Here is a 15,730-nt window from a genome sequence, read left to right on the forward strand (position 1 = left end):
AGCCCGCTTGCAATCCACGCAGGGGGTTCCGACAATCCAGGCAGATTTCCTGAACCGAAGGCCCAACGTCCATGCAAGAGAACATCGGATTCCAGCTCAGCCGTTTGCCCCGCCTGTGGCGTGCGGTCATCGACGAGCGCCTCGCCCCACTGGGACTGACCCAGACCCGCTGGGTCACGCTCTACCACCTGTGGCGGCTGGGTGATGGCCAGCCCCAGTGCGACCTGGCCCGCGCCATCGGCGTCGAGGCCCCCTCGCTGGTGCGTACCCTCGACCAGCTCTCCGAGCAGGGCCTGGTGGAGCGCCGCCCCTGCGACCAGGACCGTCGCACCAAACGCGTCTATCTCACCGCCGCGGCCACGCCGCTGCTCGAGCGCATCGACGACGTGGTGCGAGAGGCACGCAACGAGATGCTCGCCGGCCTCGATGAGTCCGAGGTGACCACCCTGACCGATTTGCTGTCACGCATCGAGGACAATGGCCTGGCGCTGCAGGCGCGGGGGGATGAGGCGCAGTGCTAGACGGCGGGCGGCGCCGGCGGCCCGGATGCTTGCGGGTCATCGGGCCGCCCTGCCAGGCCATCACGCAGGGCCTGGAAATCCTCGAGATAGGTAGAGAAGCGCTCATAGCCCTGGGATTCATGCCACCACAGGGTCAAGGCCCGGGTATCGGACTCCACCACCAAGGCGTCCTGGGGCAACCGCTCCAGCAGCCGCTTGAGCCTCGTCTCCAGCGCGTCGGGCAGGGGCCGCAACGGCTCCTTGCGCCAGCGCCAGTCATGGGCGAAGGGCTTGAGCGCTTCGGCCGCATGCGAGCCACGGACCAGCATGAAATCCGGCCCCGGCCGCTGCGGCAGGTAGGGCCAGCGATAGGCCGGCATCGGCACCTTGTCGCCATGCAGCGGCGGCACCTGCAGCGTCACCTTCAGCCCAGTCTGCATGGCCGCGTTGCGGAGTGCCGCAACGCGCTTCTGCCGCGGGCTGGGCTTTAGCCACATCACCGGCGAGATCACCAGCAGCATGGCCAGCACGATGAACAGCCAGATCATCGGCGTCTCTCCTTCGGGTTGATACGCAACAATGGATGCGAAATGGTTGATATAGACCGTTGTCTTGCCGGGTCAGCCGGCCTAGAGTGATGGCATCACCATAGACCGCACGACATCTGTCGAGGAGCCCTCCCATGAGCAACGAATATCGTCACGTCCTGGTCGCCGTCGACCTGACCAAGGATTCCCACCGGGTGCTGGAGCGCGCCGCCCAGATCGCCGACCGCAACCAGGCCAAGCTCTCCATCATGCACACCCTGGAGCCGCTGGGCTTCGCCTATGGCGGCGACATCCCCATGGACCTGACCAGCATCCAGGACCAGCTCGACGAGCATGCCAAGCATCGTCTCGCCGAGATCGCCGACCCGCGCGTGGCCAAGGAGGACCAGCATGTGGTGGTGGGCATGCCCGACACCGAGATCCACCGCTTCGCCGAGGAGCACGACGTCGACCTGATCGTGGTCGGCTCCCATGGCCGTCACGGCTTTGCCCTGCTGCTTGGCTCCACCTCCACTGGCGTTCTCCACGGCGCCCAATGCGACGTGCTGGCCGTGCGCGTGGGCCAGAAGGGCGAGAAGAGCGAGGAGTAATCGCCTACTGTCGCCCCATTTCTCTAGGCGCCCTCCGGGGCGCCTTCTTCATGCGTCACCGGACGCCTGGGCCTCCAGCTCCATCCACCGCTCCATGGCCGCATCGAGCTCGGCCTGCCGCGCGGCGAGGGCCTCCAGTGTAGCGGTCACCTCACTGGCCTCCCGCTGATAGAAGCCCGGGTCACCGACCTGGGCCTCGAACCCGGCGACCTCCCCTTCCAGACGTTCGATCTCCGCCGGCAGGCCGTCGAGTTCGCGCTGCAGCTTGTAGGAGAGCTTGGCGGGCTTCCTGGCGACACTCTTGGTAGCGGCCGAGGCCGACTTCTCCGCTCCCGCGGCCACAACCGTCGTGCCCCCCGATGGCGACGGCTCCACCACCGGCTCGACGTGCTGGCGCGCCGCCCCTTCCCAGGGGGCCGGCGGCAGACAGCCGCCCTGGCGCACCCAGTCACTGTAGCCACCCACATATTCGCGTACCCGACCCTCGCCCTCGAAGGCCAGCACGCTGGTGACCACGTTGTCCATGAAGGCCCGGTCGTGGGAGACCAGCAGCAGGGTGCCGTCGAAGTCGAGCAGCAACTCCTCGAGCAGCTCCAGGGTCTCCACGTCGAGATCGTTAGTGGGCTCGTCGAGCACCAGCACGTTGGCGGGCTGGGTGAACAGCTTGGCCAGCAGCAGGCGATTGGACTCGCCGCCGGAAAGCGCCTTGACCGGCTGCCGCACCCGCTCCGGGGTGAACAGGAAGTCCTGCAGGTAGCTCATCACGTGGCGGTCGCGGCCGCCCACGCTGATGCGGTCGCTGCCCTGGGCGACGTTGTCATAGACAGTCTTCTCGGGCTCCAGCCCGGCACGCAGCTGGTCGAAATAGGCCACCTGAAGCTTGGTCCCGAACTGCACCTTGCCCTCGCTCGGTTCAAGCTCCCCGAGCAGGATCTTGAGCAGCGTGGTCTTGCCGGCACCGTTGCGGCCGATGAAGCCGATGCGGTCGCCGCGCTGCACTTCCATCGACAGGTCGCGGATCACCGGCTCGCCGGCAAAGCGCTGGGTGACGTGCTCGAGGCTCACTACCCGCTTGCCGCTGCGCTCGCCGCTATCGACGGAGAGCGCGGCCTTGCCCTGGCGCTCACGGCGCTCGCTGCGCTCGCGGCGCAGCTGCTCCAGTGCCCTGACCCGGCCCTCGTTGCGGGTGCGTCGAGCCTTGATGCCCTGGCGGATCCAGGCCTCCTCCTGGGCGAGCTTCTTGTCGAATTCGGCATGCTCGCGGGCCTCGACTTCCAGCTCATGGCTCTTCTGCGCCTGATAGGCGGCATACTCCCCGGGATAGCGGCCCAGGCGCCCGCGATCGAGCTCGAGGATCGCCGTGGCCAGCCTCGACAGGAAGGCACGGTCGTGGGTAATGAAGAGCACGGCACCATTGAAGTCCAGCAGCTGCTCCTCCAGCCAGGCGATGGTGTCGAGGTCGAGGTGGTTGGTGGGCTCGTCGAGCAGCAGCAGATCGGGCTCGGCAACCAGCGCCCGAGCCAGCGCCACGCGGCGACGCCAGCCACCGGAGAGGTCTGCCATCTCGGCCTCGGCGGGCAGGCCGAGGCGGGTCAGCACCACATCGATGCGCTGGTGGAAGGACCAGCCGTCGATCGCCTCCAGCCGCGTCTGCAGCTCGGCCATGCGGCGCATGTCGGGCTCGTCCTCGTGGATCAGGTGGTGGTACTCGGAGAGCAGCTCGCCGGCCTCGGGCAGTCCACCCGCCACCATGTCGAAGATGGTCTGGCCGGAGGCCTCCGGAAGCTCCTGGGCCAGCACGCCGATCTTGAGCCCGGGAGCACGCCAGATATTGCCGCCGTCGGGCAGGATCTCGCCGGCCACCAGGCGCAGCAGCGTCGACTTGCCGGTGCCGTTGCGCCCCACCAGGGCCAGGCGCTCGCCCTTCTGCAGCACCAGGTCGGCGCCGTCGAGAAGTACATGGGTACCATAGGCCAGTTGCAGCTGTTCCAGACGTAGCAGGGTCACGCGGGGTCCTCCTCGATCGACAGGGCGCCCAGTGTAACTCAAGCGTGCCCGGACGTGGCCGTGGCCTCCGTCCGACGGGTAGAATAGCGCCCCCTGCCGCCCCCCACTGCACAGGAGCCAAGGCGTGGCCGACACCTTCGATGACTTCCTGCCCGAGGCGCTGCGCTTCACCTCGCCCAGCCCGCTGGTCGACATCGGCGCCAACCTGACCCATGACAGCTTTGCCCGGGACCTGCCGGCGGTGCTAGCCCGGGCCCGGGCGGCCAACGTGACCACACTGATCCTCACCGGCACCGATCGCGAGCACGCCGAGCAGGCGGTGGCCATGGCCCGCCGGTACACCGGCGACGGCCTGGCACTGCATGCCACCGCCGGGGTCCACCCCCACGATGCCAGCCGCTGGGATACCGGAATTGCCGCCGCCATGGCCGAGCTGCAGCGCCAGCCCGAGGTGGTGGCCGTGGGGGAGTGTGGCCTCGACTTCAACCGTAACTTCTCGACCCCCGCCGAACAGGAGCGCGCCTTCGAGGCCCAGCTGGGGCTGGCGGCGGAGAGCGGCAAGCCGCTGTTCATCCACGAGCGCGATGCCGGCCAGCGCATGCGCGAGATGCTGCATGCATGGCGCGACGCGATCGGCGATGCTGTGGTGCACTGCTTCACCGCCGACCGTGCGACGCTGTTCGGCTATCTCGACCTGGACCTGCATATCGGCCTGACCGGCTGGCTGTGCGACGAGCGCCGTGGCCACCACCTGCGCGAGCTGGTCGCGGAGATCCCCGCCACGCGGCTGATGGTGGAGACCGACTGTCCCTACCTGCTGCCGCGCAACTTACCTGCCAAACTCAAGGGCAGACGCCATGAGCCGGCGCTGCTGCCCTGGATCCTGCGCGAGATCGCCCACTGGCGCGGCGACAGCGAGGCCGAACTGGCGGCGGCTACGACCACAACGGCCCGGCGCTTCTTCCGACTGCCGGCCGACGCTTCCCGCGAGGCGAGCCGCGGCGACACGACACCATGAGGACACCCGACATGCCACCCAAAGGCGATGACACTTCGATCCCCGGCTTTATCGCCGTGGAGACCGGCGATGAGGGCGGGCTGCCGCTGGCGATCGCCTGGACGCTGCCCGATGGCCGCGTCAAGCACACCCTGATCCAGCCCGAGGACGAGTGGCTGGAGGCCGAGCTGGTCTCGCTGGGCGGCTACAGCCTCGAGGAACTCGGTAGCATGGGGGTAAGCCCGCTGGACGTGATCCGCGAGCTGGAAAACGACCATTTCAGCGCCACCCTGTTCACTGCCGGCGTCGGCGACGACGAGGCGGCCCTGTCACAGCTCTTCGATACCTACGGGCTGGATCCCTTCGTCGAACTGGCCCCCGCGGAGAGCCTGTATGATGACCTCGACCCCGGCGACTGGTCGCGGGCACGCGGCGAGCTGTTCGGCGAACTGGGCCTCGAGCCACTGCGCCCGGAGCATGAGGTAGAGGTGATGCTGCGGCTGCATCAGCGGCTCAACGGCGGCGACGCGGACTAAAAGACCGGCTATCGCCCCAGCAGCTCCCGGGCACGCACCACGATGTCCTCCACGGCTGGCAGGGTCACGGTGGCGGCGCGCCCCAGGGGAATGAAGCTGTCCTCGGCGGTGAGTCGCATCACCTGCCTGCCGTCCAGGCCATGCTCCACCAGCCCGGTCACCAGCTCCTCGCTCGGCGAGCCGGAGCGACGGCACTCGTCGACGATCAGCACCCGCGCGCAGTCGGCCACGGCGGCATGCACGGCATCGTGGTCGATGTCGGTGAGCCAGCGCAGGTCGACGATGCGCAGCGCGACTCCCTCGGCCTGCAACCGCTCCGCGGCCTGCCGCGACAGGTAGACGCCGTTGCCGTAGGTGACGATGGCCAGGTCCCGGCCGGTGCCCCACTGGCCCAGATCACCCACCGCCAGGCGATGTTCGGGCCCCGGATCGGCGAAGCACCAGGCGCCGTCGCCCTCCCCGAGCAGGTCGCGGGTGTGGTAGAGGGCGATGGGCTCGATGACCACCACCACCCGCTGCTCCTCGTCGGCCAGGCGCACCGCCTCCTGCAGGAGCCCCACCGCATCGGCCCCGTTTGAGGGGCAGGCCACCAGCAGTCCCGGAATGTCGCGCAGCACGGCGATGGCGTTGTCGTTGTGGAAGTGCCCTCCGAAGCCCTTCTGGTAACCCAGCCCGGCGATACGCACCACCATGGGGTTGGTGTACTGCCCGCTGGAGAAGAAGCTGAGCGTGGCCGCCTCGCCGCGCAGCTGGTCCTCGGCGTTGTGCAGGTAGGCCAGGAACTGGATCTCGAGGATCGGCACCAGGCCATTCTGGGCCATGCCGATGCCGAGCCCCAGGATGCTCTGCTCGTCGAGCAGGGTATCGATCACCCGATGCGCCCCGAATCGCGCCTGCAGTTTCTGGGTCACCCCGTAGACGCCGCCCTTGCGACCGATGTCCTCACCCGCCATGACCAGGTGCGGGTAGCGGCCCATCAGCCGCTCCAGGGCGCGATTGAGACGCCGCGCCAGGGTGTCGGGGGTGACATCGACCGTGCCCTGCCAAGGCGCGATACGTGACGGCCGAGGCGGCGGCACGATACTCGCCATCACCTGCTCCGCACTCGTCAGACGCGGACGGCCGATCGCCTCCTCGGCACGGCGCGCCACCTGCTCACGCAGGTCATGATAGCGCTGGGCTATGGCGTCGCGACTCAGGACGTCGTGGCGGCGCAGCAGGCCGGCAGTGACCAGCAGCGGGTCGCGAGCCTCATCGGCCTGGATGCGCGCGGGAGAAAGATACGCCTGCTGGGCATCGGAGCCGGCGTGGCCGAAGAGGCGTACGCAGCGCATATGCAGGAACACCGGCCGCCGCCGGGTGCGCGCGATATGCACCGCCTCGCGTGCCGCCCGCCAGGTATCGAGCAGGTCGAGGCCATCGCAGGCCAGGTAGTGAACGCCGGGGCGTGACGTCATGCTTGCCGCGATCCACCCGGCGGGCGTGGGGGTCGAAATGCCGATGCCATTGTCCTCGCAGAGCCACACCAGCGGCATCGGCAGGCCCTGGTAGGTGCTCCAGGCTGCGGCATTGAGCGCCCCCTGGGCGGTGGAGTGGTTGAAGGTGGCGTCCCCGAAGCTGCACAGCACCACCCCGTCATGGGGCCATTGACCCGCGACTCCCAGGCGTTTCGCCAGGGCCAGGGAGTGGGCGGTACCCATGGCCTTGGGCAGGTGGGAGGCGATGGTGCTGGTCTGGGGCGGCACATTGAGAGCTCTGGAGCCGAGCACCTTGTGGCGACCACCGGAGATCGGGTCCTCGGCGGAGGCCACGAAGCTGAGCAGCAGATCGCGCAGCGGATCCTGCCCCGGCACCATGCGTGCGCGCTGGATGAAGAAGGCGGCATCACGGTAATGGAGGAAGGCGGGGTCGGTGTGTCGCAGCGCCATGGCCACGGCGGCATTGCCCTCGTGGCCGGCGCTGCCGATGGTGTAGAAGGCCTCGCCACGCGCCTGCAGACGGCGCGCCTGGAGGTCCAGGTGGCGGCTCATCAGCTGCGACTCGAACAGCTCGATCAGGGCCTCGGCGGAGAGTCCTGCCTGCGCCAGGCTCAGGGCCTGCTCGGCAGCGGGCCAGTCGTCCTGGCCCAGGGCCTCGAGGAAGCGTTGCTCCTGCGGGTGCGGATCGGGGTACACGGTGACTCCATCGGCCAACGATCAAGCCTATACCCTAGCCCGTCCGCGGCCGCTGCGAACAGCACCCGCCGGCTCACGCTTGCCAACGCTTCAGGCCGGCTCGACCTGCAGCCGGTCGCGGCCGGCCGCCAGCGCCTCATCGAGTGCTGCGCCGTCGCGGTAAAAGGTCGTCAGGGCAGTGCGCAGCGCCTCGGCCCGAAGTGGCAGGCCCTCGCTCAGGTAGCGCCGGGCACGCGCCTCGACCTTGGCATGGAAGGCGTCGCGATCCACTTCGGCATCGCCGTCGAGGTTGTCGACGCTGACGTGAAAGCGCAGACGACAGGCCCGAGAGAAGAGCAGTTCCAGCGCCTGGGGCGCCACCTCCACGGCCTCGAAATCACGCTGCTGGTGGGCGTCCCGACCGTCGGGCAGGTACCAGTAGCCGTAATCCTCCAGCTCGCGGCGCCGCGCGCCGGCGATGCACCAGTGGCTGATCTCGTGCAGCGCGCTGGTGAAGAAGCCGCGGGCGAAGATCACTCGATGCCAGGGGCTCTCGGCGTCGGCGGGCAAGTAGAGGGGCTCACCCCCCCCGCGTACCAGGCGAGTCTGGTAAGTCTCCTCGAACAGGCCGTCGAACAGGGCGATGATGTCCTCGAGGCGGTGTGTCACGCGGCCTCCGTGGTCATGGGTGAGGCGCCAGTATACCCGCCGCCAGACGGGTAAAAAACGCTCGGCCTTGCTAGCATGAGCGCCCTTCCCGGCCGCATGGAGCGCCCCCCTTGAGCCGCCCGCTTGCCACCCTTCTCGACACCGCTCGCCGCGAGACGCGCCCGCTGCTGGTACTGGCCCTGCCGATCTGCGGTGCCCAGCTGGCCCAGGCCGGCATGAGCGTGGCCGACGTGATGATGACCGGACGCCTGAGCGCCACCGACCTGGCGGCGGTTTCGGTGGGCTCCAGCCTGTGGCTGCCACTGATGCTGTTCATGACCGGTACCCTCATGGGGCTGACGCCCATCGTCGCTCAGCTGCTGGGTGGCCAACGCGGAGGCGAGATCGGCCCCAACGTGCACCAGGGATTGTGGGTGGCCCTGGCACTGGGGGCGCTGGCCGCTACCCTGCTGTGGTTCGCAGTGGGCCCGATCTTCACCCTTATGGACGTGCCCGAAGCGGTGGCGGAGCGCTCCCGCAGCTACCTCTTCGCGGTCGCCTTCGGCATGCCCGGAGCCGCCCTCTTCCAGGCCCTGCGCGCCTTCTCCGACGGCATGAATCACACCCGTCCCTCGCTGTGGATCAGCCTGCTGGGCCTCGCGGTCAATGTGCCCAGCAACTTCGTGCTGATCTACGGCGGCGAGGGTCTCAGCGACCTGCTGGGCAGCTGGCTGCCGGGCTGGATTCAAACGCTGCCAGCCCTGGGAGCCCTGGGCTGCGGCATCGCCACGGCGCTGTCGCTGTGGACCATGTGCCTGGCCATGGTGCTCTATACCCGCCACTCGCGAGCCTATGGCGAGGTCTCGCTGTGGCACGCCCCCAGCCCCCCTCGGCGGCGGATGATCGGCGAGCTGCTCTACGTGGGGTTGCCCATCGGCGTGGCGATCTTCGTCGAGGTCACGCTGTTCACGCTGATCGCCCTGTTCATCGCCAGCCTGGGTGAGATCACCGTGGCCGCCCATCAGGTGGCGCTCAACTACACGTCCATCCTGTTCATGCTCCCGCTGTCGCTGAGCATGGCGCTGACGGTGCGCGTGGGCAACGTGCTCGGCCAGGGCCGCCCGAGCTATGCTCGGCGGGTGGCCTGGCACGGCATCACCGTCTGCCTCGCCGTGGCACTGTTCAACGGCCTGCTGCTGCGCTTTACCGCGGAACCGGTGATCGGTCTCTATACCCGCGACGCCGAAGTGGCCAGCCTGGCCCTGTCGCTGGTGCTGCTGGCCATGATCTACCAGGTCTCCGATTCATTGCAGGTCAACCTGGCCGGTGCGCTGCGCGGCTACAAGGATACGCGTATCATCATGGTGATCACGCTGGCTTCCTACTGGCTGGTGGGCATGGCCGGCGGTCACTGGCTGGGGACCCGCGGCATTCCCGGACTCGTCGAGCCTCTCGGTGTGCACGGCTACTGGGTTGGCCTGATCGGCGGGCTCACCGCCGCCGCGGTGATGCTCGGCGAACGCTTGAGACGCATCGGCAAGGCGGTGGCCCATGGCGAACGCGACCCGCTCCATCCATGACATCCTACGCCGCGTCGGCGTGGGCATCGTCCTGGCGGTAAGCCTGGTCGGCTGCGGCGGCAACGACGCCAGTGACCGCCTGCTCCGCGACTACCAGAGAGCCCTCGCCGAGCGGCTCGACCTGGCACCTCCCGAGCACGCCGAGCCCCGCAATATCGGCGCCTTCCCCAAGCTGCGCGAACGCCGCGTGAGCATTCCCGAGACCCGCGAAGGCATGCTCGATATCTACGCCCTGCGCGAATGCCACATCACCACCCTGGTCGCCGAGCGCAACAGCACCCTGGGCCGCGTGGCGCCGGCCAGCCAGCGCTGGCAGTACGAACTCGAGCTGTGGCAGCGCCTCGAGTCATGCCTGTCGAGCGACGTGCCGGGGCGCCTCGCCGCGGATGATCTCGTCCGCCTCGAGCGGCTGGCCGTCACCAAGCGTGCGCAGCTGCGGCACGCCACCTGGAACGGGCTCTTCGGCTCCGAGGAATGGGCGCAGAGTTTCTCTCGGGTCAGCTCGACGCTGGAGCCGGAGGCCCTGGCGCCGCCGGACGAACAACTGGCCGCCCTCGACTACCTGCACGAGCTGAGCCGAGCCCCCTTCGAGACGAACCGGTCGCTGCCCGCCCCCGAGGCGCTTGAGGAGCACCTCCAGGCACTCCACCAGCGCCCCTACACGGCACAGCTGCTACGCACCCTGCTGCTCGCCGAACAGCGCCTCACGGAAGCCAATGCCCTGCTCGACCGGGCACTCTCCACTCACGGGCACTGCCCCACAGGAGACTTCACCGCCAACCTGCAGCAGAACCCCGAGGCCCGACGGCTCGCCGCCTGGCTGGAGGCGCTAGATGATGCGGCCGAGGCGTGGCTCACCGGCCTGGCACCTCTCTTCGCCAGCCTGGAGGCGCCGCCGGAGGCCGTGGAGGCGTACCGTCAGGCATGGCTCTCCCGCCAGAGCTCCGAGGCGCCGCTCGCCAGTTTTCGACAGGCTATGCAGGGCCACCTGGAGCGCCGCCGGCGCCTCGCCTCGCGCTGCTGAACGCTCCTGCCGGCGGCGGGCCCATGTCACGGGGCTTAACCTGCGGGTGGGTCTATGCTATTGGTGGTCACTGAGTGACGCAGAGCGCTTCCGCGCCGGCCCGGGGAGCCTGCCGCCCGGCCCGGTCCCGTGATCAAGCAGCACCTGGAGGGACACCATGGGAACCCAGCTGTCACCCCGCTCCGCCCGGGTCATCGACCTGGAAGCCAGGCGCCAGCGTCAGCAGGCCAGACGCCGCCTGATACGACTGGCACCGGAACTCGATGGGCTCGAGATGGTGTATCGCCTCGACTCCAGCGCCGAGACGCTGTACGGCATGCCACTGCTGGCCTGGGGCCTGCGCGAGGATGGCGAAGTGGTCGGCCTGGTGGCGTGGATGGAGACGTTGATGCCCTGCCAGCGCCTCGACGACGACGAGCATGGACGCTTCATCGGCTACCGCGACCCCGAGACCGAGGAGCTGTTCGAGGTGGCGCCGGAGCACAAGCTGATGGAGCTGGAGCATGCCGCCAGCTACTTCGACTACGAGGAGACCGAGCAGGTCACCCTGATCCAGCAGCTGCCCGAGATCCAGGGCACCCACGCGCTGTGCATGGACGCTGGCGATGCGCCCTGGCAGCTCAAGCAGGTTTTCGGCTGGCGCCTCTACAGCGATGGCAGCATCGAAGCGCTGCTCGCCGACGAGCAGCGGGTGGAGCAGACGCCGATCCTGCTCGGCGATGCCTGCCTCTACCCCGGGCACAGTCGCCATCGCCTGGTCTACTTCTTCCAGCGCCAGATCGCCAACCGCATCCGCCAGGAGGACCCCGCGACCCTGGAGGCGCTGGCCCTGATGGTGATACCGGAGGGCGATTGCGGTGCATCACCGGCCGGGCCAGGACAAGATTAGCCCAAACGGATAAAGTAGAGGTAGCTGTCGTCGAGCTGCTGTTGATGGACCAGTTCATGGCCCAGGAACTGGCAGAACTTGGGCACGTCGCGGGTGGTTGCCGGGTCGCTGGCGATCACCTTGAGTACCTCGCCCGTCTGCATGTCGCGGACCTTGTTGTGCATCAGCATGATTGGCTCGGGACAGTAGAGCCCGGTGGTGTCGAGCTCGGCGTGAAAGTCGGGTGTCTCAGCCATCGAGGACCTCGTGGTTGCTTTGGAAATCAGTCGGAGCCTGCAAGATGATCAAGATCATTATCGAACGCCGCATCATGCCCGGCCTCGAGGAGGAGTACGAGGAGGCCGCCCGCGAGGCGATGCGCCAGTCTCTGGGCGCCAGAGGCTTCGTGGGTGGAGAGAGCCTGGTGGAGCTGGGACATAGCGACCGGCGTCTGATGATCACCAAGTGGCGCGACCTGCGCGCCTGGAAGGAATGGTACACTAGCGAGACCCGCACCCGGGTGATGCAGCGCCTGCTGCCACTGCTCACCGAGGAGGAGCGGATCCGCATCTACGAGCCCACCGCCCACTGAGCATCACCCCCGCAGGCGCACATGTACCGTCACCTCTTCACGATCATGGTAGAGGTGACGGCAGGCAATCTCGGCATCGACCCTGGCAGTCTCCAGCGCCTCGGCGAGCCGCCCCAGGCAGGCCTCCACTTCGGGCCAGCGTCGCTTCATCGGCAACTTGAGATTGAACACCGCCTCCCGGCACCAGCGCCGAACCAGCCAGCGCTCCACCATCGCCTCGACCCGTGACGGCTTGTCGACGATATCGCAGACCAGCCAGTCGAGGCGATACGGTGGCTCCCAGGTGAAACCATCCTCATGCAGGTGCTCGACCTGGCCGGTGGCCATCAGCGCCTTGTCCATGGGGCCATTGTCGATGGCATAGACATGCATGCCGCGCTGCACCAGCTGCCAGGTCCAGCCCCCGGGCGCCGCGCCCAGATCCGCCGCCTGCATGCCCTGGCCCAGACGCTCGTCCCACTCATCGCGCGGCACGAACTCATGCCACGCCTCCTCCAGCTTGAGGGTGGAACGGCTGGGCGCCGACCTCGGGAAGCGCAGGCGACGGACGCCGCCCGGCAGCTCGCTGCGATTGCCGGGAAAGCTCATCCCCAGTTGCACTCGATCACCAGCACTCCACAGCAGGTGTAGACGACGACCACCCGCCTTGCGACGCAGCGCCTTGCGCTTCGTCAGCAGCGAGGCCAGAGGCCTCTCCAGGGCCTTGGCCAGCCCGGCCAGCGCCTTGCCGTCGTTGGTATCCGGGGTCTCCTGCCACAGGCTCTCGAAGCTCCAGCCGCTGGCCACCACCTGATCGATGATCGGTGTCAGCCGATCATCACGGGACAGCGTCAACAGCGGCAGCGCCACCAGGCTCTGTCTGGCGAAGACCAGCCCAGTCAGCGGCAGGTCTCGGTGCAGGCTATTGGCCGCCTCGCCTGCGGGAAGCAGGAAACGCACGAAGCCGTCGCCCTGTGTGTAGTGAGCCTCACCTTCTCTGCCGAGCGCCGCGACCTTGTCGGCAAGCTCGGCTGCCAGGTCGGGCTCGAAACCGGGGCGACAGTAGCAAAGCAGCTCTCCCGGGTATGTCATCGTCTTCTCCATGCCCCACCTTGTTCCTCGGCGTGCCTTGGCACTCGCCCTCCCCGGCCGGGTCGGCCGGCGGCGAAGCACCTTAGCACCGCCCTCCCCTGCAGGGAAAGCCACGGTAACACCCCAGACACCTTGCCACTTCACTACCTCCATTTCGTTTAAAAATCATTTATGAAGAATTATTTATGCATCAATCCAGTGCGGGAGTTTTCGGGATTTACAAGGGTGTTTGGCTCATAACAATGTCTAACGGGCGCATGGCCCATACATTTGCTGCATAACGGTGCATTGCTATATAGTCACTGTCCGTGGAAACCACTTTCAGATTGGCCCGCTGCGGCCGGCACATTCAACTCACACAGGACACCACGATGCCCTACGTTCACGAGACCCTGGAAAACCTGCGCAAGAGCAGCCCCGCCCAGACTGAGTTCTACCAGGCAGCGGAAGAGGTACTCGAGTGCCTTCGTCCGCTCTTCCAGCGCAGCCCCTACTACCACGACCACAGCATCATCGAGCGCATCGTCGAGCCGGAACGCCAGATCATGTTCCGCATCTGCTGGACCGATGATGACGGCCGCGTTCAGGTCAACAAGGGCTACCGGATCCAGTTCAACTCGGCGCTGGGCCCCTACAAGGGTGGGCTGCGCTTCCACCCCAGTGTCACCTCCGGCACCATCAAGTTCCTCGGCTTCGAGCAGATCTTCAAGAATGCCCTCACCGGCCTGCCCATCGGTGGCGGCAAGGGCGGCTCGGACTTCGACCCCAAGGGCAAGTCCGATGGCGAGATCATGCGCTTCTGCCAGGCCTTCATGTCCGAGCTGTATCGGCATATCGGCCCGAACACCGACGTCCCCGCCGGTGACATCGGCGTCGGCGGCCGTGAGATCGGCTACCTCTACGGCCAGTACAAGCGCCTGACCGGCCGCTATGAGGGCGTGCTGACCGGCAAGGGCCTGGACTGGGGTGGCTCCATCGGCCGCAAGGAAGCCACCGGCTACGGCGCGGTCTACTTCGCCCAGAACATGCTTGAAGCCCTCGGCAAGACCCTCGAAGGCAAGACCTGCCTGGTCTCCGGCGCCGGCAACGTGGCAATCTACACCATCGAGAAGCTCTACGAGATGGGCGCCAAGCCGGTGACCTGCTCCGACTCCCGCGGCACCCTGCATGACGCCCGCGGCATCGACCTTGACTTGCTCAAGGAGCTCAAGGAGGTCAAGCGCGCTTCGCTGGAGTCCTATCTGGAGCAGCACCCCGAAGCGACCTACATTCCGGCCGGCGAGTACCCCGAGGGTGGCCACGCGGTCTGGCGTATCAAGGCCGATGCCGCCTTCCCCTGTGCCACCCAGAACGAACTCACTGCCGACGACGCCCAGGCCCTGCTGGACAACGGCGTCTACTGCATCAGCGAAGGCGCCAACATGCCCTCCACCGCAGATGCCGTGGATCGCTTCCTCGAGGCGAAGATCGCCTACGGACCCGGCAAGGCCGCCAATGCCGGCGGTGTGGCGACCAGCCAGCTGGAGATGGCCCAGAACAGCAGCATGGAGCAGTGGCCCCTGGAGAAGGTCGACGACAAGCTCAAGGAGATCATGGCCAATATTCACCGCCAGTGCGCTGATACCGCCGAGGAGTTCGGCGAGCCCACCAACCTGGTGCTGGGTGCCAACATTGCCGGTTTCCGCAAGGTGGCCGATGCGATGATCGACCAGGGCGTGGTGTAAGACACACGCCCCTGGGCATCATCATGCAAAAGCCCGGACCACATGGTCCGGGCTTTTCTATTGTTGCCTGTATCGCCGACCGGCTCGGCAAGCGACGAGGCTCAGACGTCAGGGCTATCGCAGATAGAAACACCGCTCAAGGCTTCTCCGGCGACAGGCCTTCGAGGGGGCGCTGTGAACCCGTCCCTGGGCGCTACCGATGCCATCCCTGGCATAGGACCCCCTCTTCGACCTGTCCCCGGCGCCTTTCGCTATCGCCGCATGGCTAACTGCGATAGCCCTGGCTCAGACGTGAGGCATGAAACCACGGCGGGCATGCGCCGCGCACTGAGCTTCAGCCAGCTTGATCATTCCACGCCACACGCCGCGCAGAAGAGGCTTTACGACACGGCGCGAAGTTCCGCTGCGGTCCCAGATGGTAGGGAAGGCTTCAACCGACTTGATCATGACAAGGACCTCTGGCGCTATTGATAATGGCGAAGATTATACCTTGGTATAAAGACCAAAGTCTAACCTCGGCTATCAGAGCGAGGGCCGCGAGCTGACCTTCCCCTCCCCCGAACGCAAAAAGCCCCGAGCATCTCACGATGCTCGGGGCTTTTCTGAATAAGTGCCTGACGATGATCTGGCCGGCACTCCGGGACTCTCCATGGGGAGACCCCTAGAACGACGAAACCCCAGCCATAGGCTGGGGTTTCTGAATAAGTGCCTGACGATGACCTACTCTCACATGGGGAGACCCCACACTACCATCGGCGCTGAGCGGTTTCACTGCTGAGTTCGGCATGGGATCAGGTGGTTCACACTCGCTATGGTCGTCAGGCGAAAAACGATGATTCATGCTGACGAGACACGTCTCTTGCGTATCCGGTGTCGTGGGTCATCACAGACC

General features: G+C 67.0%; 15 protein-coding genes and 1 rRNA gene. 9 read left to right on the forward strand and 7 right to left on the reverse strand.

Annotated features, from left to right (window positions below):
- Nucleotides 1-71: 71 nt before the first annotated feature.
- Nucleotides 72-521 (forward strand): transcriptional regulator SlyA, encoded by a 450-nt coding sequence (slyA, locus tag ACJ7IV_RS11105; protein WP_483864438.1) that lies wholly within the window; start codon nt 72-74, stop codon nt 519-521.
- Here the strand turns inward: slyA and ACJ7IV_RS11110 are convergent.
- Complete coding sequence (locus tag ACJ7IV_RS11110; RefSeq protein ID WP_483864439.1) at nt 518-1,048, reverse strand: preprotein translocase subunit YajC; 531 nt, start codon at nt 1,046-1,048, stop codon at nt 518-520. The genes slyA and ACJ7IV_RS11110 overlap by 4 nt on opposite strands.
- A 134-nt stretch (nt 1,049-1,182) precedes the next feature.
- Between ACJ7IV_RS11110 and ACJ7IV_RS11115 the strand changes: the two genes are divergently transcribed.
- A complete protein-coding gene (locus ACJ7IV_RS11115; protein ID WP_161432585.1) occupies nt 1,183-1,638 on the forward strand; it encodes a universal stress protein in 456 nt (151 codons plus the stop codon).
- A gap of 48 nt (nt 1,639-1,686) precedes the next feature.
- Here ACJ7IV_RS11115 and ACJ7IV_RS11120 read toward each other — a convergent pair whose 3' ends face one another.
- Complete coding sequence (locus tag ACJ7IV_RS11120; protein WP_483864440.1) at nt 1,687-3,645, reverse strand: ATP-binding cassette domain-containing protein; 1,959 nt, start codon at nt 3,643-3,645, stop codon at nt 1,687-1,689.
- 124 nt (nt 3,646-3,769) lie between these two features.
- Between ACJ7IV_RS11120 and ACJ7IV_RS11125 the strand changes: the two genes are divergently transcribed.
- Both ACJ7IV_RS11125 and ACJ7IV_RS11130 read left to right on the forward strand, forming a co-directional pair.
- Nucleotides 3,770-4,663 (forward strand): TatD family hydrolase, encoded by an 894-nt coding sequence (locus ACJ7IV_RS11125; RefSeq protein WP_483864441.1) that lies wholly within the window; start codon nt 3,770-3,772, stop codon nt 4,661-4,663.
- Nucleotides 4,664-4,674: 11 nt separating this feature from the next.
- Nucleotides 4,675-5,178 carry a hypothetical protein gene (locus ACJ7IV_RS11130; protein WP_483864442.1) on the forward strand — a complete coding sequence of 168 codons (504 nt, stop codon included), beginning with the start codon at nt 4,675-4,677 and terminating at the stop codon, nt 5,176-5,178.
- 8 nt (nt 5,179-5,186) lie between these two features.
- On the opposite strand, the gene ACJ7IV_RS11135 is transcribed toward ACJ7IV_RS11130, so the two are convergent.
- Entirely contained in the window at nt 5,187-7,352 is a 2,166-nt protein-coding gene (locus tag ACJ7IV_RS11135) for a thiamine pyrophosphate-dependent enzyme (protein ID WP_483864443.1), read from the reverse strand.
- Nucleotides 7,353-7,442: 90 nt separating this feature from the next.
- On the reverse strand, nt 7,443-8,000 hold the full coding sequence (locus ACJ7IV_RS11140; protein ID WP_483864444.1) for an elongation factor P hydroxylase: 558 nt from the start codon (nt 7,998-8,000) through the stop codon (nt 7,443-7,445).
- A gap of 110 nt (nt 8,001-8,110) precedes the next feature.
- Between ACJ7IV_RS11140 and ACJ7IV_RS11145 the strand changes: the two genes are divergently transcribed.
- The 3 genes from ACJ7IV_RS11145 (at nt 8,111) to ACJ7IV_RS11155 (ending at nt 11,472) form a co-directional block, all read left to right on the forward strand.
- Nucleotides 8,111-9,559, forward strand: a complete 1,449-nt coding sequence (locus ACJ7IV_RS11145; protein ID WP_483864445.1) for an MATE family efflux transporter — start codon at nt 8,111-8,113, stop codon at nt 9,557-9,559.
- Nucleotides 9,531-10,583, forward strand: a complete 1,053-nt coding sequence (locus tag ACJ7IV_RS11150; RefSeq protein ID WP_483864446.1) for a DUF3080 family protein — start codon at nt 9,531-9,533, stop codon at nt 10,581-10,583. Before ACJ7IV_RS11145 ends, ACJ7IV_RS11150 begins: the two co-directional genes overlap by 29 nt.
- Before the next feature lie 157 nt (nt 10,584-10,740).
- The gene (locus ACJ7IV_RS11155; RefSeq protein WP_483864447.1) at nt 10,741-11,472 is read left to right on the forward strand and encodes a hypothetical protein; all 732 of its coding nucleotides are present in this window, start codon (nt 10,741-10,743) and stop codon (nt 11,470-11,472) included.
- Here the strand turns inward: ACJ7IV_RS11155 and tusA are convergent.
- Nucleotides 11,469-11,708, reverse strand: a complete 240-nt coding sequence (tusA, locus tag ACJ7IV_RS11160) for a sulfurtransferase TusA (RefSeq protein WP_483864448.1) — start codon at nt 11,706-11,708, stop codon at nt 11,469-11,471. The genes ACJ7IV_RS11155 and tusA overlap by 4 nt on opposite strands.
- Nucleotides 11,709-11,752: 44 nt before the next feature.
- Between tusA and ACJ7IV_RS11165 the strand changes: the two genes are divergently transcribed.
- Nucleotides 11,753-12,043, forward strand: a complete 291-nt coding sequence (locus tag ACJ7IV_RS11165; protein WP_483864449.1) for an antibiotic biosynthesis monooxygenase family protein — start codon at nt 11,753-11,755, stop codon at nt 12,041-12,043.
- Nucleotides 12,044-12,046: 3 nt separating this feature from the next.
- Here ACJ7IV_RS11165 and rlmM read toward each other — a convergent pair whose 3' ends face one another.
- The gene (gene rlmM / locus ACJ7IV_RS11170; RefSeq protein ID WP_483864450.1) at nt 12,047-13,114 is read right to left on the reverse strand and encodes a 23S rRNA (cytidine(2498)-2'-O)-methyltransferase RlmM; all 1,068 of its coding nucleotides are present in this window, start codon (nt 13,112-13,114) and stop codon (nt 12,047-12,049) included.
- 371 nt (nt 13,115-13,485) lie between these two features.
- Between rlmM and gdhA the strand changes: the two genes are divergently transcribed.
- On the forward strand, nt 13,486-14,838 hold the full coding sequence (gene gdhA, locus ACJ7IV_RS11175; RefSeq protein WP_483864451.1) for an NADP-specific glutamate dehydrogenase: 1,353 nt from the start codon (nt 13,486-13,488) through the stop codon (nt 14,836-14,838).
- 707 nt (nt 14,839-15,545) lie between these two features.
- Here the strand turns inward: gdhA and rrf are convergent.
- Nucleotides 15,546-15,661 (reverse strand): 5S ribosomal RNA (rrf, locus tag ACJ7IV_RS11180).
- Nucleotides 15,662-15,730: the final 69 nt, after the last annotated feature.

The sequence above is a fragment of the Halomonas sp. C10-5 genome, assembly GCF_057169305.1.